The following is a 22,703-nucleotide window of genomic DNA, read 5'->3' on the forward strand; positions in this document are numbered from 1 at the left end:
TAGCGGGTAGCCTGGCACACATGGCTTCTGTATTTACAAAGATCATTAATGGTGAACTACCCGCTCGCTTTGTCTACCGCGATGAGACCTGCGTGGCTTTCCTCTCCATCGAGCCGCTGCGCTACGGCCACACCCTGGTCGTGCCCATCGAGGAAGTAGATAAGTGGACTGACCTGGATCCCCAGACCTGGGCCCACCTCAACGAGGTCGCCCTGGAAATCGGCGGCGCTATCAAGACCGCGTTTGATACCCCGCGCACCGGCTACATCATCGCCGGATTCGATGTCCCGCATACCCATATCCACCTCTTCCCCACCGAGAAGATGGAAGAGTATGACTTTGCCAAGGCCTTCGACGCCGAGAACACCGACGATGCCGCGATGGATGAGGCGGCCGCCCGCATTCGCCAGCACCTCGGCTGCAACGAGGAAGGCTTTCGCGAGGAGGACTAGGGCTCAGAGGGGGCGTCGGCAAGCGCGGGCAGGCGCACCGTAAAGGTGGTGCCGCGGCCGAGCTCAGAGTCGACGCTAATGCTGCCACCGTGCTGCTCCACCAGGGAGTGGACGATGGCCAAGCCCAGGCCGGAGCCGCCCGTATCGCGGGTGCGCGAGGTATCCGCGCGGTAAAAGCGCTCAAAGATGTGTGCCGCATCTTCCTGGGACATACCCTTGCCGTCATCGCTGACATCGACTAGCACGTCATTGGCCTCGCGGCGCAGGCGCAGCGTCACGGTCGCATCCTCGCCGCCGTGACGGATACCGTTGGTCACTAGGTTGAGCAGCACCTGGTGCAGGCGGCTGGCATCGCCATTGACCACCGGGATGGACTTGGCGTCATTGGCCACCTCAATCTCGCGGCCGGGGAAGGCCGCGCGCGCGGAAGAGCCCACGGACAGGGCCAGTTCCAGTAGGTCCACCGGGCGCAGGTCTAGGCGCGTGCCTTCAGCGCGGGTGAGGGCCAGCAGGTCCTCCACCAGCAAGGACATGCGCTTGGATTCATCGTCGATCTTGGAAAAGACTAGGTCCACGTCCTTGGTGGCACCGGAGCGATAGAGCTCGGTATAGCCGCGCAGGCTGGTCAGCGGCGTGCGCAGCTCATGCGAAGCATCGCCGACGAAGCGACGCATCTGTTCCTCTTTCTCCTGCGCGCGCACGACGGAGCGCTGCAGCTGACCCAACATGATATTGAGCGCGGCAGCCAGCTGGCCCACCTCCGTGTGCAGCGGCCACTTGGGCACGCGTTTGTCTAGGTCGCCTGCCGCGATTTGCGACGCCGTCTTTTCCACCACCCGCAGCGGCCGCAACGCCCTGCGGATAAACCAGAAACCCACGGCCGCAATGGCGGCCAGGGCGATGGCGGCAATGGTCACTTGGACCATGGCTAGGCCGTGCAGGATTTCCTTCTCATGGGTCATGTCCTTAGCAATGACCGTGATGACGCCGTTGGAGTCCGCGAAGGCGAGCGCGCGCCACTTGGTGTTGTTCTCGATGGAACCCACGGTGGTGGGGTAGCCGCCGAGCGGGATATTCTCCGCATTCGGGGTGGTTGACGATGGTCCCGAATAGCGGATGGTGCCATCGGGCAGGTAGTTCAACACCACGTATTCGGTAGGCGGGCGCTTGGTGTGATCGCCGATGAAAAAGTCATTGCTGATATCGCGCGCCCATGTGGTCGACGCGGCGCGCAGCTCATCATCGACGTTATTGAAGAGCACGTTGCGCATGATGGAATTCACTGCAAAGGACGAGCCCGTAATGCCGAGACCGGAGACCACGACGAGGAGGATGACCAGCCACGTCCGCAGCGGCATGGCCTGCGGAATTTGGGAAAACATCCGCCGCTTGGAGGACTTTCCTTCCCCTTCGCCTTGCCCTAGGCCCTCATGCCACATGGACTGCGGGCGCGCCGCCGCCGGTGCAGGCGCCTGGTCCTGGGTCTCCTGTGAATCTTCCATCACTTAAGCACTTTAGGAGCGCGGGGTGCGCAGTACATAACCCACGCCGCGCACAGTGTGGATCAGCTGCGTCTCGCCGGTATCGATCTTGCGGCGCAGGTAAGAGATATAGGACTCGACCACGTTGCCATCGCCGCCGAAATCGTAGTGCCACACGTTATCCAAAATCTTGGACTTGGACAGCACCACTTCCTTGTTTTGCATGAGGTAGCGCAGGAGGTTGAACTCGGTGGGCGAAAGCTCAATGAGCTCACCGGCCTTGGTGACCTCATGGGTGTCATCATTGAGCGTTAGATCCGCGTAGCTCATGGTGGCATCGTTGGTGGATTCTTCCGCCGCGCCGCCGCGGCGCATGATAACGCGCAGGCGGGTGATAACTTCTTCCAGGCTAAATGGCTTCGTCACGTAATCATCCGCACCGATGGTCAAGCCGTGGATGCGCTGGTCCACACCGTCCTTAGCGGTGAGGTAGAGCACCGGGCCGTCCAGGCCTTCTTGGCGCAGCTTGCCCAGCAGCTCGAAGCCATCCATGCCCGGCATCATGACGTCCAGGATGTAGGCATCAGGGTTTACTTCGCGGGCAATGCGCAGCGCCTCGTTGCCGGAATTGGCGCTGTACACCTCGAAGTTCTGGAACTTCAGCGATACGGTGAGTAGCTCCACAATATTGGGTTCGTCATCGACGACAAGAACCTTGGCGAGTTTAGTGTCTTCCATGTTCTCCTCAGATCCCCTTAAAGGTTGTGATTTTCTAACACGTCATCATGGCACGCTTGCTTTCCAGCCTACTGAAGAGTTTCTGCCTGAATCCTGTGAACGTGAGTACTCGGCCTGGTCGGGGTAAAAGAAAACCACGCCCCTCCTTAGGTGAGGAAGGGCGTGGTAGCTAGCGCAGCGCGCTATTTAGAAGTCCTGCGGGCGCGGGATGTTGCGCAGGTTGGACTTTGCCATGGTGATCATCTGGCCAACGCCACCGTCCAGAACGGTGCGGGTGGCAGCCTTGGAGAAGCCCATGAGCTGCTCGATGGTCAGCGTTGGTGGCAGGGAGAGGGCGTTGGGGTCAGTAACGACGTCGATAAGAGCCGGGCCGTTATAAGCCAGCGCCTTCTTGATCTGCTCCGGTGCATCCTTCGGATCCTCGATGCGGAAGTGCTTGATGCCGGAAGCTTCTGCAATCTTGGCAAAGTTGACGGACTCGTGGTCGGTCTCGTGCTCCGGCAGACCCTGCACCAGCATCTCCAGCTTGACCATGCCCAAAGAAGAGTTGTTGAACACGAACATCTTGATAGGCAGGTTGTGCAGCTTCACGGTGAGCAGCTCACCCATCAGCATGGACAGTCCGCCATCACCGGAGAAGGTGATGACCTGGCGGCCCGGGTTAGCGGCCTGTGCACCCAGTGCCTGTGGCAGGGCGTTAGCCATGGTGCCGTGGCGGAAGGAGCCGATCTGCTCGCGCTTGCCGTTAGCGGTGATGTAGCGAGCGCCCCACACGTTGCACATGCCGGTATCAACGGTGAAGATGGCATCCTCATCGGCGTTCTTGTCAATGAGGTCAGCAACGTACTCCGGGTGGATCGGGGTGTGCTTGTCCACGTTGGAGGTATAAGCCTCAACGACGTGCTCCAGCTTGCCGTAGTGCTTCTTGAGCATCTTGTCCAGGAAGGAGCGGTCCTTCTTCTCATCCACGTGCGGCAAGATGTTCTCGATGGTGGCGGCTACGTCACCGGTGACCGGGTAGGAAATCTTGGTGCGGCGGCCGATGTGGGAGCCGTTGATGTCTACCTGCGCCACGTTGGCATCTGGCAGGAAGTCGTTGTACGGGAAGTCGGTACCCAACAGGATGAGCAGGTCAGCCTCGTGGGTGGCCTCGTGTGCCGCACCGTAGCCCAGCAGGCCGTTCATGCCTACGTCAAACGGGTTCTCGTACTGGATGTACATCTTGCCGCCCAGGGCGTGGCCGATGGGAGCCTTGATCTTCTCCGCCAGCTTGAGCACCTGCTCACGGGCGTCCTTGACGCCGGCACCAACGAAGAGGGTGACGGACTTAGCCTCGTTGATGGCCTGGGTCAGGGCAGCGGCCTCGGCGGGATCCGGGAAGACGACCGGGCGGCCAGTAGAGATCTTGGACTCGACGAAGGAGTCATCCTCGGCGTCCTGCATGGAGACGTCACCCGGGATAACGAGGACGGAAACGCCATTGCCGGCCATGGTGGACTGGATGGCGTGGTGCAGGACAACGCCGCCCTGCTCAGCGGAGTTGACCATCTCGCAGTAGCCAGAGCACTCCTGGAAGATTGCCTCTGGGTGGGTCTCCTGGAAGAACTTGGAGCCGATCTGGCGGGATGGGATGTGGGAAGCCAGTGCCAGCACCTTGGCGCCGTTGCGGTGGGCGTCGTACAGGCCCTGGATCAGGTGGGTGTTGCCCGGGCCGCAGGATGCGGCACATACGGCCAGCTTGCCGGTGGTCAGGGAATCTGCCTCAGCAGCGAAGGCTGCTGCTTCCTCGTTGCGGACGTGAATCCACTCGATGGAGGAGCGACGAACGGCATCAACGATCGGGTTCAGGGAGTCACCGACGAGGCCATAAATGCGCTCGACACCCTGCTTTTCCAGGGTGTCAACTAGCTGTTCTGCATAATTACGTGCCATTAAAAATCATCCTTAACTCTTAATTGGTGTTAATACCACTGTGCTACTTAGACCGCAGGAAAGTCCACTCATCTCCTATACACTCACACACTGCGCCCAGCTGTGAGGAAGGCAATACTAACCTATCTTCGGCTGCAAACTGTAACGACCGTTCGGTACTGTTTACTGCGCTATGAGTATCCACCCGCCCCGCGCACAAGACCACACCGCTGCGGCCTCCACGGCCGCCCAGCGGTGGTCTTTCTGCGCCGTCATCTCTCTGGGGTTACTCATGGTTGGGCTGGATAATTCCATCCTCTACACCGCATTGCCGCAGCTGTCGCAGCAATTGCACACGACCGATACCCAGCAGCTCTGGATTATCAACGCCTACGCGTTGGTGCTCTCCGGCCTCCTTCTTGGCGCCGGCACACTGGGCGATCGCACCGGCCACCGGCGGATGTTCCTCATCGGCTTGGCCGTCTTCGGCGGCGCTTCCCTGCTCGCCGCTTATTCCCCCAGCGCTTGGACGCTGGTTTTAGGCCGCGCCTTCTTGGGCTGCGGCGCCGCCATTATGATGCCGTCGAGCCTGGCGCTCATCCGTCTGACCTTTCCCGATGAGGTGGAGCGCAACACGGCCATTGGCATCTGGGGTTCTGTCGCCGTCATCGGCGCGGCGGCTGGCCCCACCGTGGGCGGCTTCTTTTTGGAGCATTTCTGGTGGGGCTCGGTCTTTTTGCTCAATGTCCCGGTTGTGGTCGTGACCATTGTGCTGACCTTGTTCCTTGCCCCACCAAACGCTCCGAACCCCCTAAAACACTGGGACTTCCCTTCGTCCCTGTACTCCCTTATCACTCTCGCCAGCCTGGTGCTGGCCATTAAATCCCTGGCACACCATTGGCCGGTAAGTGCCGCCGCAGGCATCGTCTTCATCTGCGGCGCGCTCGCCTTTGGCCGCCGCCAGGCTCGCTTGTCAGATCCCCTGCTGACCTTCGATATCTTTGGCTCCCGCATCTTTAGCGGCGGGGCCCTAACTGCCGGCGGCGCCATGTTCGGCCTCGCCGGCCTGGAACTGCTGAGTACTCAAAAGCTGCAGCTTGTCGACGCCCTCTCACCCCTCCACGCCGGCCTCATCATCTCCGCCATGGCGCTCTCTGCCATCCCTACCTCCATCCTGGGTGGCGCCATCTTGCATCGCGTGGGGTTCCTCCCACTCATTAGCGGCGGATTCTTGCTCATGGCCGCCGGCATGGCCCTGGTGGTGGTGAGCCGGGGTGAGACGCTTCCCCTACTCGTCTCCGCCCTAGTGCTCACCGGCCTAGGCGCGGGCCTGGCCATGTCCGTGTCCTCCACCGCCATCATCAATGCCGCGCCCCTTCATCGCACGGGCATGGCCTCGGGTGTAGAAGCGGTCTCCTATGAGTTCGGCACCCTGATCTCCATTGCACTAACCGGCACCCTTGTGCCGCTGCTCATGGCCCGCGAATTGCCGCCCCACCTCGCGGAACAGGGTACCGACGCGCTGCACCACCCTGCTTCCCACGCGGCCGCCGCTAGCGCCTACAATGCCGGATATCTTTCCACCATCGGCGGCCTAGCTTGCTTCGCCTTGCTCCTAGCCGCGATAACCGCCTGGTGTTTCCGCGATAACCCCAAATCAGGAGTTCCCTATGCCGCGACTCAACAAAAAGACCACAGCCCTTGAAGCTGCGCTCGATATCATCGCCGCCGAGGACGTCTCTGGCCTTACCTACGACTCCCTGGCGCAAGCGACCGGCATGTCCAAGTCTGGTCTCATTTATCACTTCCCTACCCGCCACGACTTGCTCGTAGACTGCCATCGGTTTTGCGCCGCACGCTGGGAAACAGAACTCGAGCGCCTGGCCGGCGGCCACCCGGCAAGCGAGCTCGGCTGGGCCGAGCGCTCCCGAGCTCTCGTATTGTCGATGGGCAAAAATGATCCCCTCATCAAGCTTTTGATGTGCGTACATTCCCAGACCCACCCGGATTTTTCCGCCCAGTGGGCCGAGGTGGATGCGCGCTGGATGGTCGATCCTTCCGCCCCCGAAACGAACGAGGATGATCTGCTGGTGATGCTTCTTAGTACCGGCCTGTGGGTGCACGATCACCTCAACCAGCGCAAGCTATCTCCCGCCAATCGCCAACGCATGGTCGACCGGCTTTTTCGGCTTATCGACGCCCCCTCAAAACCACCGAAGGCTAGGCCCACACCGGGGCCCAGCCTCCTTTTGAGCTGGAGACGAGACTTGAACTCGCAACCTACGCATTACAAGTGCGTTGCGCTACCAATTGCGCCACTCCAGCACCGCGGGAGAAATCCCGCTCGTTGCATAGTACCCGAGCACCGCCGCCGAGGGGAAAGCCGGTCCCCCATCTATGCATTGGCAGGGTGCAGGGGCTAAAGTTCAGGCAGAATCTTTCCCACATTTCCAGCGCTTTTTCGAGGGTTATTTCCGTGTCATTTTTGTCCGCTATGCGGGAGCGCCTGCGCGCTTCTTCGGGCCAGGTAGCCATCATCGACGCGGCTAAAGCCGCACCACCTCCATCACCACTCGCCCCGGTCGATCTCACTGACGCCGCCCAGGTCACCGGCGTTATGGAGATCGCCGCTCGCATTGGTGAAATCCTCATCGGAGCCGGCACCGCCAACTCGGATGCGCGCGCCCAGGTGCACCTGGCAGCGTCTTCGTATGGTTTGCACTACTGCCACGTGGACATCTTGATGAATACCATCACCATCCACACCGCCATCGGCACCGGTGAGCAGCGCAAAAACCTGCACGTCTTCCGCGTGGTGCCGAGCATTGGCGTGGATTTTTCCAAGCTCGCGGCCGTCGATAAGCTCATTCGCTCTATCCACTCCGGCCAGATGCCGCCGGCCATGGCGGAACAGCGCCTAGACGAGATCGACCGCATGCCAGCGCCCTATAAGCCGTCCACGGTGATGCTCGGCTGGGGCGCGATGGGCGGCTTGATTTCCATGATGCTTGGTGGCGACCTGCTCGTCGGCGTGGTGGCGTTTGTAGTCTCCGCGTTCATCATGGGCTTAAACGCCTGGTTGGCTAATTACCGCCTGCCGCCCTTTTATCAGAATGTGGTCGGCGGCTTTTTCGCCGTCTTCCCGGCCGCCATTTTGTACAACATCGCGGCCTCCTTCGGCATTAATTTCTCGCCCGCGCAGATCATTGCCTCCGGCATCATCGTGCTGGTGGCGGGGCTGACGTTGGTGCAATCGCTTGTCGACGGCATCACGCGCGCCCCCGTTACCTCCTCCGCCCGCTTCTTTGAGGCGCTACTATCTACCGGCGCCATCATCGCTGGCGTCGGTGTGGGCATCCAGCTGGCCGATTCCCTGGGCTTTAACCTGCCGCCGCTGGCCACGCTGGCCCCACCGGTCTACCACGAAATTCCACTGCTAGTGCTGCTTGGCGGCACGGGTTCTGCTGCCTTTGCGCTGGCCTGCGGTGCGGCCTGGATTGAGGTCACCATGTCTGGCCTTACGGCCGCGGCCGGCATGATTTTCTATTACTTCGTGGTGGTGCCCTTCGGCGTCGGCCCGGTGATTGCCTCTGGTCTTTCCGCCGTGGTCGTCGGCCTGGCCGGCGGTTTGATGTCGCGCCGCTGGGGAATCCCGCCGCTTATCACCATGATCGTGGGCTATACGCCGATGCTGCCCGGCCTCATGCTCTACCGCGGCATGTACGCCTCGCTCAATGAGCAGATGATTACCGGCTTTACCAATATCGCAACGGCGCTGGCCATCTCCGGTGCACTGGCCGCCGGCGTGGTATTGGGTGAACGCGTGGCCCGCCGCCTGCGTCGCCCGCAGTATTTCCGCCCTTACTCCGCCTTTAAGCGCATCGGCCGCTTCTCCTTCCATAAGGCCACGCACTTGGCCCGCAAGGCCCCGCGCATCCCGCGCGTGCCGATGTCCCCGTTTGCCCCGCGCGTCAATCGCCCGGAGCTACCACCAAAGCTCGGGCCGAAACCACCGCAGCAGCACCCGCGCCACGAGGCCCAAAGCCATGCGCCACACACCCGCTCGGCCGCGGACCTGTGGCCGGAGGATTCCCAGTGGCCGGCGCAGCCGCAGCAGCGTGAGAAGACCACCTATACCGTGCCCGGAACCGAAACGTTTCAATCCCAGAAACCGGAGCAGCCAGGCACCGAATCCGGACCCGAGAGGCCTTAAACGCCGCCGGTAGCGTACAATATTTGCTCTGATAGCTTTTCTTGCAAGCGCTTAAGTAGTTTCCACAACGTTCAGGAGGACACGTCGTGCCACCCAAGGTCCAAGACACCCACCCACAGGCTGACCAGAATCACGCCCTTGAGGAGGAGACCTCCCGCGCAGCCCGCCGCATCGTGGCCACCTATGCGCAGGACTTCCTCGACGGCGTGACCCTGATGTCCATGCTGGGCGTGGAGCCAAAGGGCCTGGTGCACAAGAAGGTGCTGGCGGAGCAGGCCGATGCCGCTCCGAAGAAGTCGACCAAGAAATCCAGCAAGAAGTCCACGAAGAAGTCGACTAAGAAGTCCACCAAGAAATCGACGAAGAAGTCGACCAAGAAGGCTACAAAGAAGGCCACCAAAAAGGCGACGAAGAAGGCCTCCAAGAAGGCAACGAAGAAGTCCACGAAGAAGTCTTAAGTTATTCTTGCACCATGAGTGAGCATGGCAATGACTTCGTGGTGGTGGCCAACCGCCTGCCGGTAGATCTGGAAACCCAGCCTGATGGCAGCCATGCCTGGACGCCCTCGCCGGGCGGTCTGGTCACCGCTTTGTCTCCAGTCCTCGAATCGCACCAGGGCTGCTGGGTGGGCTGGCCCGGTGTGGCCGATGCCGCACCGGAGCCCTTCCGCACCGATACCGGCGTGCTGCTGCACCCAGTCAAGCTCACCGAGTCCGATTTCGAGGGCTTTTACGAAGGTTTCTCTAATGCCACCTTGTGGCCGCTCTACCACGATCTCATCGTCACCCCTACCTATGACCGCGATTGGTGGCACGCCTATCGCGAGGTCAACCTGCGTTTTGCAGATGAGGTAGACGAGGTCGCCGCCGAGGGCGCCACCGTATGGGTACAGGACTACCAGCTGCAGCTTTTGCCTGGCATCCTGCGCCAGAAGCGCCCGGATCTCACCATCGGATTCTTCCTGCACATCCCCTTCCCTTCTGCCGATCTCTTCCGCCAGCTGCCCTGGCGCGAGGAGCTCGTGCGAGGGCTACTTGGCGCGGATCTCATCGGCTTCCACTTGGAGGCCAATGCCCGCAACTTCTTGGAGCTTGCCCGCCGCCAGGGCCTCGACGTGGAAGGCGAGGCCAGCACCCGCGAAGTCACCGCGCATATTCGCCTGCCGCAGGGGCGCACCATCGGCGTGGGCGCCTTCCCCATTTCCATCGCCGCGAAGGACTTTGCCGCATTCACTGGGGAGGAGAAGGGGGACGTCGCCAAGCTGCGCGAAGAGCTGGGCTCACCCCAGCGCATCATCTTGGGCGTGGATCGCCTCGATTACACCAAAGGCATCCTGCAGCGGCTGACCGCCTTTGAGGAGTTACTGGATACCGGCGTGCTCGACCCGGAAGAGGTAGCGCTGGTGCAGCTCGCCACGCCGTCGCGCGAGCGCCTCGACCATTACAAGGCCACTCGCTCCGAGGTGGAAGAAGCCGTCGGCCGCATTAACGGCCGCTTTGCCCGCGTTGGCCACCCGGTGGTGCACTACCAGCACCGGGGCGTGGCCAAGAGCCTCCTGCGCTGCTACTACCGCATGGCCGATGTCATGCTGGTGACCCCCTTCAAGGACGGTATGAACCTGGTGGCCAAGGAATACGTGGCCTGCCACGACGATGGCTCGGGCGCGCTGGTGCTCTCCGAGTTCGCCGGCGCGGCCGATGAGCTCAGCCAGGCCTACCTGTGCAATCCCTTCGATATCGAGTCCGTCAAGGCCGCCTTGCTCAATGCGCTCAAGGCGCTTGACGACGCCCCCTCAACCATGACCCACCGCATGCTCACCATGCACCAGCAGGTCACCGAGCACGACGTGCAGCTATGGTCCCAGTCCTTCCTGGGCTGCCTGCGTCAGGTCGAAGAACAGGAGGCGGGCGCATGATGTCTCGCCTTACCCGCCTGGCCGCAGTGCCCATTGCCGCAACCTGCGCCGCCGCATTACTGGCCGGCTGTGGCTCCGGCGACGAGGAACCCAAAGCCCCCGGCGATGAGCAGCTCCTGGATAAGCAGTGGCAGGTAGTCTCCATCAACACCACCCCGGACGCCGCCTCCACCATCCCGGAATCCATCCCGCAGGCACCCACGTTGAGCTTTGGCCAGTCCACAATGGTGGGCACCACCGGGTGCGCCCAAATGGTGGGCAAGGTGACCTATTCCGCCGATGATGAGCGCCAAAACATCCGCGAGGGCAACCGTCTCCACTTTGATGAGGTGGAGTTTGACGAGACCGCCGAGGATTGCCACGGCGCGTCCGTGTGGGCCGATAACCTGCTGCGCAACCTGATTTCCGCGGACCACGATTTCCACTACACCGTCAATTCCAATAACCAGCTGGTCTTGGAACTGGTCACCGATGAGGTGGACTCGCCGTCTATCAAATTGGTTTCCCTCGGCGGTTAGTTGCGTAGGCTGGAGGCCATGACGCTTTCAACTGCCATCAAGGCCCTTGCCGCCGCCGAGCACCTCGCGGTGGTCTCGGATTTCGACGGCACGCTCTCCCCCTTCGCCACGGCTATCTATGAGGTCGAGATGAACCAGGAATCACTGCGCGCCCTGGATAAACTGGCCCACCTGCCGCACACCACCGCGGCCGTGCTCTCCGGCCGCCACCTCGAAGGTCTCAAGCGCGTGTGCCCGCTGCGCGAGCCCGTGCTCTTCGGCGGCTCCCACGGCGCCGAATCCTCGTGGGAGGACACGGATCTAACCCCCGCGATGCGCGAGCACCTCGCCACCAAGGAAGCTGAGATCCGCGCGATCATGGAGCGCTTCCCCGGCGCGGAAATCGAGGTCAAACCCTTCCAGCGCGTATTGCACCTGCGCGCGCTCGAGGATTCCGATCCAGAAGCTGCCGCCCAAGCCTACGAAGCCGCCCTCGCACTCGATCCGGGCGACTTCCCGCGCACGGCCGGCAAGTCCGTGGTGGAGTTCTCCGCCACCCAGGCCACCAAGGGCACGTGGATTGAGAACTTGCGCGAGCGCACCGGAGCCACCGCCGTGGTCTTCTTGGGCGATGACGTCACCGATGAGGACGGTTTCCGCGCCCTGCACCAGCCGCCAGACGTTGGCGTCAAGGTCGGCGAGGGCGAGACCGCGGCCGTAGTGCAGCTTGCCGACGTCGACGCCGTCGCCCACTTCCTCACCGAACTCGCCGCCGCCCGCGCGGCCCATGTCAGCCGCCCCAACAACGGCGGCGCTGCCTAGCGCGGCGGCGCCACCGTCCGCCCGGCAGCGAAGCTGGTCTGCAGCACGCGCCGTAGCACCGCAGTTTCGCCTGCGCCCGATTCCTCTGTGCCCGCGATGAGTTTGGCAAGCATGTGGCCGGCGGCCGCGCCCTTGGCCTTATTGGGTTGGACGATCGTCGTCAAGCCAAGGCGCTGCGCCGCATCAATGCCGTCGAAGCCGGTAACGGATAACTCACCGGGGACGTCGATGCCCCGCTCGCGCGCATAGGTCATCACGCCCAGCGCCATCGAGTCGGTTGTGCACAGGACGGCGGTGAGGTCAGGGTGGGCGTCGAGAAGCAACTGCGCGGCCGCCCGCGTGGTGTGCGCATCGTTGATGTGTTGAGTAACCACGGGCACGGTCTCGGGCGCGATGCCCGCCTGCGCAAAGACGTCCATGGCACCCATGACCCGGGCGCGCTGCACGTGCATATCGGCGCCCTGCAGCTCACCCCACGAAATGGGGCCATCGTGGCGCTCGCGCTTGAGGCGAATCGCCAGCACGCCGATCTTGCGGTGGCCGGCCTCCACCAGCGCGCGGGCAGCCGGGGCAATCGCCGCGCGATCATCGATGCCCACGAACGGCAGGCCCGAATCCGTCGGCTGATCGCAGACCACCACCGGCAGCCCGCGGCCGCGCGCCGCCTCCAAGTAGGCATCCCCGGCCGCCACGGAGTAGACCACAAAGCCATCCACCGCGGCCGCGCCCACCAAGCTGGCGGCCTCCGCCTCGCCCTCCGGGCCGGCCGGGATGAGGGTGAGCGTAGTCTGCGCGCCGGCCGAGGCTTCTGCCATGCCAGCCAGGAAATCCACCGAGGCCATGTCCTCAAAGGCATAGGACAGGTGCTCGGTCAGCAGCACGCCCACCGAGCCCGCGCGGCGAGTGCGCAAGCTGCGGGCTGTAGGGTCCGGACCGGGATACCCCCGCGCCTTCGCCGCCGCCAGGATGCGCTCGCGCGTTGCGGCCGAAAGCTGGTCCGGCCGACTATAAGCATTGGATACCGTCGTGCGCGAAACACCCAGTTCGGCGGCCAGCGAGGCTAGCGTCTTGCGGGTGGGGCTGCGTTTCACCATGGCCGCAAGCATACCCCGCGGCCGTGTTTTCAATACATATTCAATTGACAATGGTTCCCATCAAACGCACACTGGAAGCTATGCATACCTCACTTCGCGCATCCGCAGCCCTCCTCGCGGCCGGTGGCCTCCTGCTGACCGCCACCGCCTGCTCCTCCGACACCGAGGACTCGGCCGCCGAGCCGGGCGCCCAGAAGAAGATTTCCATCGTCGCGTCCACCTCCATCTGGGCCGACGTCGCCCAAGCCGTGGCCGATACCGCCTCCGGCGTGGACATCGAGGTCAAGCCCATCGTCGAGGGCAACGGCGTTGACCCGCACCACTTCGAGCCTTCCGCGGCCGATATCGCCAAGGCCGAGGACGCGGACCTGCTCGTGGTCAACGGCGGCGGCTACGATTCCTGGATTTACCAGGCCGTCTCCGACCAGGACAACATCATCTCCGCCCTGCCGCTCACCGATCACGGCAAACTGGCCGATGAACCCAATGTCATGACCATCGACGCCGCCAAGGCCACCGCCAAGAAGCACCCGAAGAAGGTCACCAATATCGAGGGCAACGAGCACATTTGGTACGACCCGGCCGCGCTCGACGAGGTCGCAGGAAATATCGCTGACCAGATCAACGAACTCAATACCGATGCCAACGCCAGCACCGAGCGCGTGGATTCCCACGTCGACCGCCTGCGCGACAAGCTCAAGGAACTGCCGGGCGATCTCTCCTACGCGCAGACCGAGCCGATTGCGGACTACATCATGAAGTACACCTCCGGCAAGGATGTCACCCCAGAGGGCTACCGCAAGGCCACTATTTCTGAGGGCGAGCCCACCGCGGCCGACCTCGCTGCCTTCACCAAGGCGATCAAGGAGGACAAGGTAGACCTGCTTATCTTTAACCCACAGACCGAAACCGATACCGCCGGCCGCATCAAGTCCGCCGCGGAGGATGCGGACGTCTCTATCGTCGAAATCGGCGAGACCCCGCCGGATGGCAAAGAATTCTGGACCTACTATGACGAGGTCACCGATTCCCTGGGGCAGCTCTAGTGCTCATCCACTTTCATGACGCAGCGGTTGCCCCGCTGTGGTCCAGCCTTAACCTCGCCGTTGACCGCGGCGAGTTTATCGCCGTTTTGGGCCCCAACGGCGTGGGCAAATCCACCCTGCTCGGTACCATCTTGAGAACCCGCAAGCTCACCGCCGGCAGCGTCGACGTTAACTGCCGCGTCGGCTTCATCCCGCAGCAACGCATGTTCCCGGCCGACCTGCCCCTGCGCGCCCGCGACTTAGTCTCGCTCTCCCTGGCACACGGCGCTTTCCGACGCCGCCGCCCACCCCGCCATCGCGTCGACGAGCTCCTCGCCGAGGTCGGTGCCACCGGCCTGCGCGACCGCCGCGTCGGCCAGCTATCCGGCGGCCAGCAGCAGCTCATCCGCCAAGCCCAAGCGCTGGCCAACGACCCCGAGCTCATTCTCGCCGATGAGCCGCTGCTCTCGCTCGACCCGGCGCGCCAGCAGGCCACCGTGGACAAGCTGGATGCGCTGCGCCGCGAGCGTGGCACTTCCATTATCTTTGTCACCCATGGCATCAACCCCGTACTCGGGGTGACGGATAAGGTGCTCTACCTCGCCCCTGGCGGCCATACCTTCGGCACGGTGGATGAGGTCATGCGCTCCGATGTCCTTTCCGAGCTCTACGGTTCCAAGGTCAACGTCTTAAACGTCGATGGGAGGCTCATCGTTGTCTAGCTTTATGGAAGACACCCAGTACCTTCTCAGCGTGGATTTTGTGCAGTCCTCGCTCATCGCCTCCGCGCTGCTGGGCATTCTCTCCGGCGTGATGACCTCGCTCATCGTGCTGCGCCAGATGTCCTTTTCCGTCCACGCCACCTCCGAGCTCGCGCTCATGGGCGCCTCGGCCGCGCTGCTCTTCGGCCTCAACCTCGGCTTTGGCGCCGTGGCCGGCGCCATCGTGGCCGCCATCATCCTCGCCGTACTGGGCTTTAAGGGCCAGCAAGACAGCGCCATCGGCGTGGTCATGAGCTTTGGCTTAGGCCTCTCGGTGCTGTTTTTGCACCTCTACCCCGGCAACGCGAATACCGCGATGACGCTGCTGACCGGCCAGATCGTCGGCGTCTCTTCCGCCTCGGTATGGCTTTTGGCCGCGACCACCGTGGTCATCCTCGCCGCCGTAGCCATCCTGTGGCGGCCCATGCTCTTCGCCTCGGCCGACCCGGTCATGGCCCAAGCGGCCGGCGTACCCACCCGCTTCATTTCCGTCACCTTCGCCGTACTCGTAGGCTTGGCGGCCGCGCAGTCGGTACAAATCGTCGGCTCGCTGCTCGTCATGGCGCTGCTCATCACCCCGGGTGCTGCGGCCGTGCAGATTACCTCCTCGCCCCTGCGCGCGGTCATGTGGGCCACCATTTTCGCCGAGGTCTCAGCCGTGGGCGGCTTTGTCTTGTCGCTCGCGCCCGGCCTTCCAGTCTCGGTTTTTGTTACCACCATTTCTTTTGTCATTTACTTGATATGCCGCCTCATTGGCTGGCAGCGCAATAAAAAGGCGGTGCGTGACGAGGTCGCCGCTAGGCGCTTCCACGCCGACTGCCACAGCACCGCCGAAGAGCATCACGCCGACTAGACTGGGCGGCTATGCACGTACACCGCCGCACCGCGGATGTGGATGGCCGCACCCGCCGCTTCCTCGTCATCGCGCCGGATAACCCCGGCCCGCGCCCGGACCTCTTGCTCTTCTTCCACGGCTCGCTGCAGTCCGGCAGCGTGATGCGCCGCTTTACCAACGGCACCTTCGACGAGCTTGCCGATGCCACCAACACCGTCCTCGTCTACCCCGACGGCATCGACCGCCATTTCAACGATTGCCGCAGCATCCTGCCGGTTACCGCCCGCGCGGAGAACGTGGACGACGTTGCCTTTACTGCCTTCCTCGTCGAAGAGATGCGGCGCGAATTCGGCACCGACCGCACCTTTGCCTGCGGCTACTCCAACGGCGGGCAGATGGTGCTCCGCCTGCTTTTCGACGCCCCCTTTAGCCTCACCCGCGCCTGCATTTTCGCCTCCACCCTGGGCGAGGGCGACAACCACGCGCCCAGCAACCCGGCCGGTTACAGGCCCACGCCACTGCTGTTTTTCCACGGCACCGCCGACCCGTACGCGCCTTATGAGGGCGGGGTCGCCGGGCTGGATGCCGAGCGCACCCGCGGCCGTGTGCTTTCCGCGCCGGCCACCGCCGAGTACTTCGCGCTGGCCAATGGCTGCCAGCCGCCCCGCGACTACCACCCCACCACGGATGTCACCGCCACCGCATACGACGGCGATTTCCCCGTCGAGCTGTGGACCATGAAAGGCCTCGGCCACGTGATTCCCTCTAGCATGAAAACCGACCCACGCATAGGCCCAACGCTGTGGATAAGGTCCGCGAGTTCTTCGGCCTCGACGACGCCCAGGCCTAGTTATCCACACCCACACCCAACTCACCGCGCGCCGACTTGCACCCGCACTTAACGTGTGGAGCCGTGAACGCGCTACAAAAATTCTTGACAGGCCTGGCCGCCGGCATGGACATCATCGCCGACTGCCATGGCCTTACTAAGCGCGCGCTTATCGACGCCGGCTGCCCCGACACCACCGCCGCCCGCCTTCTCACCCTCGCCGATACCTATTTCGGCCCCACCGCGTTTAGCCGGCTCCAGCGCGAATCCATCGCAGCGGCGCGCACCAACGAGCACAGCCTCACCGCGCTGTTGGCCATCGAGCGCCACGCCACCAAGCTGAAGAATAAGCGCCAGGCCTGGGCGCTGCGGCGGGAGCTGTGTGGGATGAAGGGGGATGCGTCGGACGTCGATAAGCAGGGGCGCAAGCGCGTGCGCGAGATTAAAGGCCCGCCGCAGCGCACACCCGGTGTCAAGCTCTACCGCCGCGCCGATGGGCCGTGGACCATGACGATTACCGGCAAGTCTGCGGACATCGCGGATATGCACGCCGCGCTCGATAAGGACGCCCCACTCGATTCGGTGCGCAAGATTTTTCAAGGCTCCGCCGCGGCCTCCCCCGCGACCGTGACCACCACTGTGGTGCTGCGCTTGGACGAACTCGACCGCGTCGTCGACACCGCGGGCGATGACATCACCCTGCAGCTCACCAATGGTGCCCGGATGACCGGCGCGGACCTAGTGCGCCGCGCATTTACCGCGCACGGCTATGTGACTCTGATCCACCCCGTTAAAGGCCCGGTAAATCTCTACCGCACCGAGCGGCTCGCCTCCCCCAAGCAGCGGACCATGGCCGCTGCGGAAAACCCCACCTGCCCGTGGCCGCAGTGCAATTACCCCGCCGATGAATGCCAAGTCCACCACCTCACCGCGTGGCGCCACGGCGGTGAAACGAACCCCGAAAATCTCACCATCGTCTGCCCGTATCACAACGGCGTCAACGACGATGATCCCAACGCCCCGCCGCTGCGCGGCCGTCTGGCCAGGGTGAATGGAACCATTAAGTGGCTTCCACCCTGGGCAGAAAGCGGCTAGAAACCTCGCTGGAGGTTACTGGGCCGCGCGGCGCTGGCGTGCGAATTCGGAGAGCACGGAACCGGCCGCGACGGAAGCATTGAGGGACTCGACCCAGTCCGTCATCGGGATGGACATGATGACGTCGCAGTTTTCGCGCACCAAGCGGGAAATACCCTTGCCCTCGGAGCCGATGACGATGACTACGGGATCTGTCGCGCCGTTATAGGTATCCAGCGTGTGTTCGCCGCCGGCATCCAGGCCGACGACCTGGTAACCGCTCTTTTGGAATTGCTGCACGGTGCGGGTGATATTCGTCGCGCGGGCAACCGGCAGGCGCGCCGCCGTGCCGGCCGAGGTACGCCACGCCACGGCGGTTACGGACGCAGAACGGCGCTCAGGAATGATGACGCCGTCGCCGCCGAAAGCCGCCACGGAGCGGATGACCGCGCCGAGGTTGCGCGGGTCGGTGATGTTATCCAGGATGACGAACATACCTGGGCGTGCGTTCTCGGCCGCACGAGCGATGAGCTCGTCGACGTCGGCGTACTTATACGGCGGAATCTGCAGCCCGATGCCTTGGTGCATGCCGTTACCGGTCATGCGGTCCATCTCGTGGCGTTGCACCTCGATGATGGGGATATTGCGGGTATTGCACATGGCCACGGCCTCGGACAGTCGCTTGTCGTTGCGGGTACCGGCCACGATGTAGAGCGTGGTGGCCGGCACCTTGGCGTGCAGGCACTCGATGACCGGGTTGCGGCCCACGACCATCTCGGCGGTCTCCTTCTGGTGGCGACCCGAGTTGCGGCGCTCGCGCTCCAGCTTGGCCTTGTGCTTGGCGTGGTAGATGCGGTCCTCTGCCTTGGGCGTCGGCCCCTTACCAGCCAAGCCCTTGCGGCGCTGGCCGCCGGAGCCTTTGGTTGCGCCCTTCTTATTGGTCTTGCGGATTCCCGCGCCACCTCGGCCGTGGGTACGTGCCATAATTTATGTCCTTTCGGAGTGCTTAACGCTGCGCCAGCGACCAGGTCGGGCCGTCTGGGGTATCGGTGATGGTGATGCCGGCGGCCGCAAGGCGGTCACGGACGGCGTCGGCAGTAGCGAAGTCCTTGTCCGCACGCGCCTGGGTGCGCCGCTCCAGCTCAGCTTGTACCAGCGCATCCAGCGCGGCATCCGCCCCGCTAGCTTGCGCTCCATCTTCCCACTCCAGTGGGTCAAAACCAAGTACGTGCGCCATCGCACGGACCTGGCTGGCCAGCGTGCGCGCCTCGGCCTCATCGCCGGCCGCGAGCGCCTTATTGCCAGCGCGGACGGTGGTGTGGATTTCCGCCAAAGCCTTGGGCACCGCGATGTCATCATTCATCGCGTCTGCAAAGCCCTGCGTCCACTCGCCAAGCTCCAGATCGTCGAAGTGGCCGAGGAAGTCCTCAATGCGGCGGTAGCCAGCGGCGGCCTCGGTCAGCGCGGTCTCGGAATACTCCAGCACGGAGCGGTAGTGTGCCGAGCCCAGGTAGTAGCGCAGCTCCACCGGGCGCACCAGCTCCAGCATATTCGGGATGGACAGCACGTTGCCCAGGGACTTCGACATCTTCTCACCCGACATCGTCACCCAGTGGTTGTGCATCCAGTAATTAGCGAACTTATCGCCGGCCGCGTGCGACTGCGCGATTTCGTTCTCGTGGTGCGGGAACTGCAGGTCTAAGCCGCCGCAGTGGATATCGAAATTAGAGCCCAGGTAATAGGTGGACATGGCCGAGCACTCCAGGTGCCAGCCAGGGCGGCCGTCGCCCCACGGGGTAGGCCAGCTGGGCTCGCCCGGCTTCGCGGCCTTCCACAGGGCAAAGTCCTGGGCGCCACGCTTGGCGGAATCCTCGCCTTCGCCCTGCTCCATTTCCTCTACCTTGTTGCCGGACAGCGAACCGTAATCGGAGCCTTCGGCCTTGGTCCAGGCGGCGACGTCGAAGTAGACGGAGCCCTCGGCGGGGTAGGCAAAGCCGGCGTCGATAAGCCGCTGCATATAGTCGACCATCTGGGTGACAAAGCCGGTCGCGCGCGGCTCTACCGAAGGCGGAAGCACACCAAGGGTGTTATAAGCCTTGGTGAACTCGCGCTCATAAGTGGACACCCACTCCCACCAGGGGCGATTATTCTCGGCCGCCTTGGTGAGGATCTTGTCATCGATATCGGTGACGTTGCGCACCAGGGCTACGTCATAGCCCTGGGCGAGCAGCCAGCGGCGTAGGATGTCGAAGGCGACGCCGGAGCGCAAGTGCCCGATGTGCGGCTGGGCCTGCGGGGTGGCGCCGCACAGGTAAATGGAAGCGTGGCCGGGGCGAATCGGCTCGAAATCGCGTTGGCTGCGGGTGGCTGTGTCATAAATGCGCAAAGTACTCACGCCACCCAGTCTAATTGACGCGTGCGCGGGGTTAGTGTGGTGGGCTAGGCGCGCCAGACGACGGCCGTGGCAACCGCCGCGCGGCCCTCCTTCCGGCCGGTGAAGCCTAAATGGTCCGTCGTGGTGGCAGAGACGGACACGGGGGCACCAAGGATTTCGCTCAGTACCGCTTCGGCCTCTTCGCGGCGCGGGCCCATCTTGGGGGTCTGGCCGATGAGCTGGGCGGCGGCGTTGCCGATGATAAAGCCTTCGGATTCGAGGAGTTCGCGGCATTCGCGCAGCAGTTTCGCTCCGGATACGCCGTCGTATTCGGGCCTGCCGACGCCCACGAAGGAGCCGAGGTCGCCGAGGTGGGAGGCGGATAAGAGGGCGTCGACAAGCGCGTGCGCTACCACGTCCCCGTCGGAGTGGCCCTCGCAGCCATCCACGCCCTCGAAGAGCAGGCCGGCGATCCAGCAGTCCTTGCCGGCCTCGATCTGGTGGGCGTCGGTGGCGATGCCAACGCGCGGGATAATCGGGTTAGTCATGGGTCTCCTCGGTCAGGGCGTGGGCCAGGGTGAGATCGATGGGCGTGGTGATTTTGAACGCCAGGGTGTCGCCCGGCGCGGTCGCCACGCGCTCGCCGTGCCATTCCATGAGGCTGGCGTCATCCGTGGCGGTGAATTCGGGCTGCTCGGCCCAATAATCGAGGTTGGCCTGGCGCAGTGCAGGCAGGCGGAAGGCCTGCGGGGTTTGCACGGCGCGCAGGCGGGAGCGGTCGGGAGTGCTCACCACGGCGTCGGCCGCGACTTCCTTGATGGTATCGGCCACGGGAACCACGGGCACGGCCGCGGGGGCGCCTTCGAGCACACGCTTAGCGACGCCCCGCACCATCGCCGGCGGAGTCAGCGCCCGGGCCGCATCGTGGATGAGTACCACGGCGTCGTCGTCGGGAATTGCTTGCAGGCCGGCCCACACGGAATCGGCGCGCTCGCTGCCGCCGTGCACGAGGCGGATGGGCGCGGCGTTGGTGGTGTCTTTAGCGCCTGCGGTGTCGATGCGGCCGATAATCCGGGCTGCTTCGGGCTCCATATCTGGGCTGACCAGCACAATGACCTCGTCCACCACGCCGGAGGCCAGCAGCGCGCGCACGGAGCGCTCCAAGAGGGTGCGCCCGCGCAGCTCGACATAAGCCTTGGGCACCTCGGCACCGAGGCGGGTGCCTTGGCCGGCGGCCGCGATGAGCGCGATGACGCGCGGTTTAGTCTTCGTCGTCGAAGGAGAGGTCATCGAGATCGATGTCGTTGTCGATATCGGTGGTGATGGACTTATCGTCTACCAATCCGGCCGCGCGGTGGCGCTCGATGGTGGCATCGATTTCTTCCATCATGGTGTCGGCCTTTTTCTCATCGACCGGCTTGGCCAGCGCGAGCTCGCCCACCAGGATGGTGCGGGCCTTGCCCAGCATGCGCTTTTCGCCGGCCGAAAGGCCGCGGTCCTGGTCGCGACGCCACAGGTCGCGAACAACCTCGGCAACCTTATTGATATCGCCGGAGGCCAAGCGCTCCTGGTTAGCCTTATAACGGCGGGACCAGTTGCCGGCCTCTTCAACGTCCTCGTCACGCAGCACGGAAAAGACCTTTTCCAGGCCTTCCTTGCCCACGACGTCGCGCACGCCGACGTTATCGGCGTTCTTGATGGGCACGCGAACGACTAGGTCGGACTGGTTGATGTGCAGCACCAGGTATTCCAGCGTCTCGCCGCCCATCTCGCGGGTCTCGATATCCTCGATGACGGCCGCACCGTGGTGCGGGTAGACGACGACCTCGCCGACCTTATACTCCATTGCCACTCCTTGTGTTCCCGATTTATCCCGGTTGACTAAGGCCGCTATTTTATCACGCACGGCCGCCCCGCCTGCGGATACCCCCGTATACCCCCACGGTCTACCCGCCCGGTTTGGGACAAACTGTGTACTTTAATGCGAAAGGGACTAGGCTAAAGCGTTGATAAGCCCTGTGATCGCAATTGATGGAGGATGCTCAACGTGCAGTCCCTGAAGTCCGCCGCCCGCCGCGGTGCCATTATTTCCGTTACCGCCGTCTCCGCTCTGGCGCTGGCTTCTTGCTCGGCGGGCCAGGTCACCCAGACCGCCGACAAGGTGGCTGCGGTCGATGGCGCTTCTGCAAGCACGGAAGACAACAAGGTTGCGGTTCGCGATGTCACCATCTTGGTAGAACCGGACGGCACCGCTGCTCTGAAGTTCACCGCCGTAAACCAGGGCTACGATACCGATGTCATCTCCCTGGAGTCCGTCAAGGTCGATGGCCAGCGCGTAGAGATGGACAAGGCTCAGCCGCTGCACCGCGACCAGTCCATCATCGCGGATTCCCAGAAGAACCTGGACGCCACCACCCAGCAGGATTCCGAGACCGTCCAGTACATCGCCACTACGCTGAAGAACGATGACTTCGGCTACGCCGGCAGCCGCCCAGTCACCTTCGAGTTCTCCAACGGTTCCATCGACGTGGACGCCACCATTGCCGCCACCCAGATGCAGTCCGGCGAGTTCGACCGCGACGTCGAGTCGTCCGAGGGCTACTCCTCCGAGGCTCCAAAGAACTAAGCCCCACCGCCCAAAAGTCTCGCCTCCAGCCCGTTTCGGGCCGGGGGCGTTTATGT

22 protein-coding genes, 1 tRNA gene and 1 pseudogene are annotated in these 22,703 nt (G+C 63.4%); 14 read left to right on the forward strand and 10 right to left on the reverse strand.

Going from position 1 to position 22,703, the window contains the following annotated elements:
- Positions 1-20: 20 nt before the first annotated feature.
- Positions 21-452 (forward strand): HIT family protein, encoded by a 432-nt coding sequence (locus MHY22_RS04360; RefSeq protein ID WP_239278207.1) that lies wholly within the window; start codon positions 21-23, stop codon positions 450-452.
- Here the strand turns inward: MHY22_RS04360 and MHY22_RS04365 are convergent.
- The 3 genes from MHY22_RS04365 to MHY22_RS04375 all read right to left on the reverse strand — a co-directional run bounded on the left by MHY22_RS04365 (position 449) and on the right by MHY22_RS04375 (position 4,603).
- On the reverse strand, positions 449-1,954 hold the full coding sequence (locus MHY22_RS04365) for a cell wall metabolism sensor histidine kinase WalK (protein ID WP_239278295.1): 1,506 nt from the start codon (positions 1,952-1,954) through the stop codon (positions 449-451). The genes MHY22_RS04360 and MHY22_RS04365 overlap by 4 nt on opposite strands.
- 12 nt (positions 1,955-1,966) lie before the next feature.
- Positions 1,967-2,671 (reverse strand): response regulator transcription factor, encoded by a 705-nt coding sequence (locus tag MHY22_RS04370; RefSeq protein WP_005325775.1) that lies wholly within the window; start codon positions 2,669-2,671, stop codon positions 1,967-1,969.
- 186 nt (positions 2,672-2,857) lie between these two features.
- Positions 2,858-4,603, reverse strand: coding sequence for a pyruvate dehydrogenase (locus MHY22_RS04375; protein ID WP_239278208.1), 1,746 nt, complete (start codon positions 4,601-4,603; stop codon positions 2,858-2,860).
- Positions 4,604-4,775: 172 nt separating this feature from the next.
- Here MHY22_RS04375 and MHY22_RS04380 point away from each other — a divergent pair, with 172 nt between their 5' ends.
- Both MHY22_RS04380 and MHY22_RS04385 read left to right on the forward strand, forming a co-directional pair.
- Complete coding sequence (locus MHY22_RS04380; RefSeq protein WP_239278209.1) at positions 4,776-6,287, forward strand: MFS transporter; 1,512 nt, start codon at positions 4,776-4,778, stop codon at positions 6,285-6,287.
- Positions 6,253-6,765, forward strand: a pseudogene (locus MHY22_RS04385) (TetR/AcrR family transcriptional regulator); the annotation flags it as partial. The gene MHY22_RS04380 and the pseudogene MHY22_RS04385, both read left to right, overlap by 35 nt.
- A 69-nt stretch (positions 6,766-6,834) precedes the next feature.
- Here the strand turns inward: MHY22_RS04385 and MHY22_RS04390 are convergent.
- Positions 6,835-6,907: transfer RNA gene (locus MHY22_RS04390), tRNA-Thr, on the reverse strand.
- A gap of 151 nt (positions 6,908-7,058) precedes the next feature.
- Here MHY22_RS04390 and MHY22_RS04395 point away from each other — a divergent pair.
- The 5 genes from MHY22_RS04395 to otsB all read left to right on the forward strand — a co-directional run bounded on the left by MHY22_RS04395 (position 7,059) and on the right by otsB (position 12,029).
- Positions 7,059-8,795 carry a threonine/serine exporter family protein gene (locus MHY22_RS04395; protein WP_239278210.1) on the forward strand — a complete coding sequence of 579 codons (1,737 nt, stop codon included), beginning with the start codon at positions 7,059-7,061 and terminating at the stop codon, positions 8,793-8,795.
- A gap of 86 nt (positions 8,796-8,881) precedes the next feature.
- The gene (locus MHY22_RS04400) at positions 8,882-9,253 is read left to right on the forward strand and encodes a hypothetical protein (RefSeq protein ID WP_005325749.1); all 372 of its coding nucleotides are present in this window, start codon (positions 8,882-8,884) and stop codon (positions 9,251-9,253) included.
- Between the two features lie 14 nt (positions 9,254-9,267).
- Complete coding sequence (locus tag MHY22_RS04405; RefSeq protein ID WP_239278211.1) at positions 9,268-10,710, forward strand: trehalose-6-phosphate synthase; 1,443 nt, start codon at positions 9,268-9,270, stop codon at positions 10,708-10,710.
- Complete coding sequence (locus MHY22_RS04410) at positions 10,707-11,228, forward strand: META domain-containing protein (RefSeq protein ID WP_239278212.1); 522 nt, start codon at positions 10,707-10,709, stop codon at positions 11,226-11,228. The genes MHY22_RS04405 and MHY22_RS04410 overlap by 4 nt, the downstream gene beginning before the upstream one ends.
- A gap of 18 nt (positions 11,229-11,246) precedes the next feature.
- Positions 11,247-12,029 (forward strand): trehalose-phosphatase, encoded by a 783-nt coding sequence (gene otsB / locus MHY22_RS04415; protein ID WP_239278213.1) that lies wholly within the window; start codon positions 11,247-11,249, stop codon positions 12,027-12,029.
- Here otsB and MHY22_RS04420 read toward each other — a convergent pair.
- The gene (locus tag MHY22_RS04420) at positions 12,026-13,123 is read right to left on the reverse strand and encodes a LacI family DNA-binding transcriptional regulator (RefSeq protein ID WP_239278214.1); all 1,098 of its coding nucleotides are present in this window, start codon (positions 13,121-13,123) and stop codon (positions 12,026-12,028) included. The genes otsB and MHY22_RS04420 overlap by 4 nt on opposite strands.
- Before the next feature lie 50 nt (positions 13,124-13,173).
- Between MHY22_RS04420 and MHY22_RS04425 the strand changes: the two genes are divergently transcribed.
- Genes MHY22_RS04425 through MHY22_RS04445 form a run of 5 tightly spaced genes read left to right on the forward strand, consistent with a single transcriptional unit; the run spans position 13,174 to position 17,668 of the window.
- Positions 13,174-14,169, forward strand: a complete 996-nt coding sequence (locus MHY22_RS04425) for a metal ABC transporter solute-binding protein, Zn/Mn family (RefSeq protein WP_370658832.1) — start codon at positions 13,174-13,176, stop codon at positions 14,167-14,169.
- Positions 14,169-14,870 (forward strand): metal ABC transporter ATP-binding protein, encoded by a 702-nt coding sequence (locus MHY22_RS04430; RefSeq protein ID WP_239278216.1) that lies wholly within the window; start codon positions 14,169-14,171, stop codon positions 14,868-14,870. Before MHY22_RS04425 ends, MHY22_RS04430 begins: the two co-directional genes overlap by 1 nt.
- A complete protein-coding gene (locus tag MHY22_RS04435) occupies positions 14,848-15,762 on the forward strand; it encodes a metal ABC transporter permease (RefSeq protein WP_239278217.1) in 915 nt (304 codons plus the stop codon). The genes MHY22_RS04430 and MHY22_RS04435 overlap by 23 nt, the downstream gene beginning before the upstream one ends.
- Before the next feature lie 11 nt (positions 15,763-15,773).
- Positions 15,774-16,646, forward strand: a complete 873-nt coding sequence (locus MHY22_RS04440) for a PHB depolymerase family esterase (protein ID WP_239278218.1) — start codon at positions 15,774-15,776, stop codon at positions 16,644-16,646.
- 11 nt (positions 16,647-16,657) lie between these two features.
- A complete protein-coding gene (locus MHY22_RS04445; RefSeq protein WP_239278219.1) occupies positions 16,658-17,668 on the forward strand; it encodes an HNH endonuclease signature motif containing protein in 1,011 nt (336 codons plus the stop codon).
- Positions 17,669-17,683: 15 nt separating this feature from the next.
- Here the strand turns inward: MHY22_RS04445 and rlmB are convergent, their stop codons facing one another.
- The 5 genes from rlmB to MHY22_RS04470 are packed head-to-tail and all read right to left on the reverse strand — an operon-like array spanning position 17,684 to position 21,867.
- On the reverse strand, positions 17,684-18,631 hold the full coding sequence (gene rlmB, locus MHY22_RS04450; RefSeq protein ID WP_049377351.1) for a 23S rRNA (guanosine(2251)-2'-O)-methyltransferase RlmB: 948 nt from the start codon (positions 18,629-18,631) through the stop codon (positions 17,684-17,686).
- Between the two features lie 22 nt (positions 18,632-18,653).
- On the reverse strand, positions 18,654-20,042 hold the full coding sequence (gene cysS, locus MHY22_RS04455; RefSeq protein ID WP_239278220.1) for a cysteine--tRNA ligase: 1,389 nt from the start codon (positions 20,040-20,042) through the stop codon (positions 18,654-18,656).
- A gap of 44 nt (positions 20,043-20,086) precedes the next feature.
- Positions 20,087-20,569 (reverse strand): 2-C-methyl-D-erythritol 2,4-cyclodiphosphate synthase, encoded by a 483-nt coding sequence (ispF, locus tag MHY22_RS04460; protein ID WP_086588190.1) that lies wholly within the window; start codon positions 20,567-20,569, stop codon positions 20,087-20,089.
- Positions 20,562-21,311: a 2-C-methyl-D-erythritol 4-phosphate cytidylyltransferase gene (gene ispD / locus MHY22_RS04465; RefSeq protein WP_239278221.1), complete on the reverse strand. Its 750-nt coding sequence runs from the start codon at positions 21,309-21,311 to the stop codon at positions 20,562-20,564. Before ispD ends, ispF begins: the two co-directional genes overlap by 8 nt.
- A complete protein-coding gene (locus tag MHY22_RS04470) occupies positions 21,283-21,867 on the reverse strand; it encodes a CarD family transcriptional regulator (RefSeq protein WP_005325718.1) in 585 nt (194 codons plus the stop codon). The genes ispD and MHY22_RS04470 overlap by 29 nt, the downstream gene beginning before the upstream one ends.
- 192 nt (positions 21,868-22,059) lie before the next feature.
- Here MHY22_RS04470 and MHY22_RS04475 point away from each other — a divergent pair, with 192 nt between their 5' ends.
- Complete coding sequence (locus tag MHY22_RS04475) at positions 22,060-22,647, forward strand: hypothetical protein (protein ID WP_239278222.1); 588 nt, start codon at positions 22,060-22,062, stop codon at positions 22,645-22,647.
- The last annotated feature ends 56 nt before the right edge of the window (positions 22,648-22,703 follow it).

The sequence above is a fragment of the Corynebacterium sp. ACRPO genome, from assembly GCF_022347205.1.
Classification (GTDB): Bacteria; Actinomycetota; Actinomycetes; order Mycobacteriales; family Mycobacteriaceae; genus Corynebacterium.

Coding starts and splice junctions, on each gene's coding strand:
- MHY22_RS04370 (WP_005325775.1), bottom strand. CDS start 2,671: ATGGAAGACACTAAACTCGCCAAGGTTCTTGTCGTCGATGACGAACCC.
- MHY22_RS04365 (WP_239278295.1), bottom strand. CDS start 1,954: ATGGAAGATTCACAGGAGACCCAGGACCAGGCGCCTGCACCGGCGGCG.
- MHY22_RS04405 (WP_239278211.1), top strand. CDS start 9,268: ATGAGTGAGCATGGCAATGACTTCGTGGTGGTGGCCAACCGCCTGCCG.
- MHY22_RS04410 (WP_239278212.1), top strand. CDS start 10,707: ATGATGTCTCGCCTTACCCGCCTGGCCGCAGTGCCCATTGCCGCAACC.
- MHY22_RS04475 (WP_239278222.1), top strand. CDS start 22,060: ATGCTCAACGTGCAGTCCCTGAAGTCCGCCGCCCGCCGCGGTGCCATT.
- MHY22_RS04380 (WP_239278209.1), top strand. CDS start 4,776: ATGAGTATCCACCCGCCCCGCGCACAAGACCACACCGCTGCGGCCTCC.
- MHY22_RS04360 (WP_239278207.1), top strand. CDS start 21: ATGGCTTCTGTATTTACAAAGATCATTAATGGTGAACTACCCGCTCGC.
- MHY22_RS04375 (WP_239278208.1), bottom strand. CDS start 4,603: ATGGCACGTAATTATGCAGAACAGCTAGTTGACACCCTGGAAAAGCAG.
- otsB (WP_239278213.1), top strand. CDS start 11,247: ATGACGCTTTCAACTGCCATCAAGGCCCTTGCCGCCGCCGAGCACCTC.
- MHY22_RS04425 (WP_370658832.1), top strand. CDS start 13,174: ATGGTTCCCATCAAACGCACACTGGAAGCTATGCATACCTCACTTCGC.
- MHY22_RS04435 (WP_239278217.1), top strand. CDS start 14,848: ATGGGAGGCTCATCGTTGTCTAGCTTTATGGAAGACACCCAGTACCTT.
- MHY22_RS04470 (WP_005325718.1), bottom strand. CDS start 21,867: ATGGAGTATAAGGTCGGCGAGGTCGTCGTCTACCCGCACCACGGTGCG.
- MHY22_RS04440 (WP_239278218.1), top strand. CDS start 15,774: ATGCACGTACACCGCCGCACCGCGGATGTGGATGGCCGCACCCGCCGC.
- ispD (WP_239278221.1), bottom strand. CDS start 21,311: ATGACCTCTCCTTCGACGACGAAGACTAAACCGCGCGTCATCGCGCTC.
- ispF (WP_086588190.1), bottom strand. CDS start 20,569: ATGACTAACCCGATTATCCCGCGCGTTGGCATCGCCACCGACGCCCAC.
- rlmB (WP_049377351.1), bottom strand. CDS start 18,631: ATGGCACGTACCCACGGCCGAGGTGGCGCGGGAATCCGCAAGACCAAT.
- MHY22_RS04420 (WP_239278214.1), bottom strand. CDS start 13,123: ATGGTGAAACGCAGCCCCACCCGCAAGACGCTAGCCTCGCTGGCCGCC.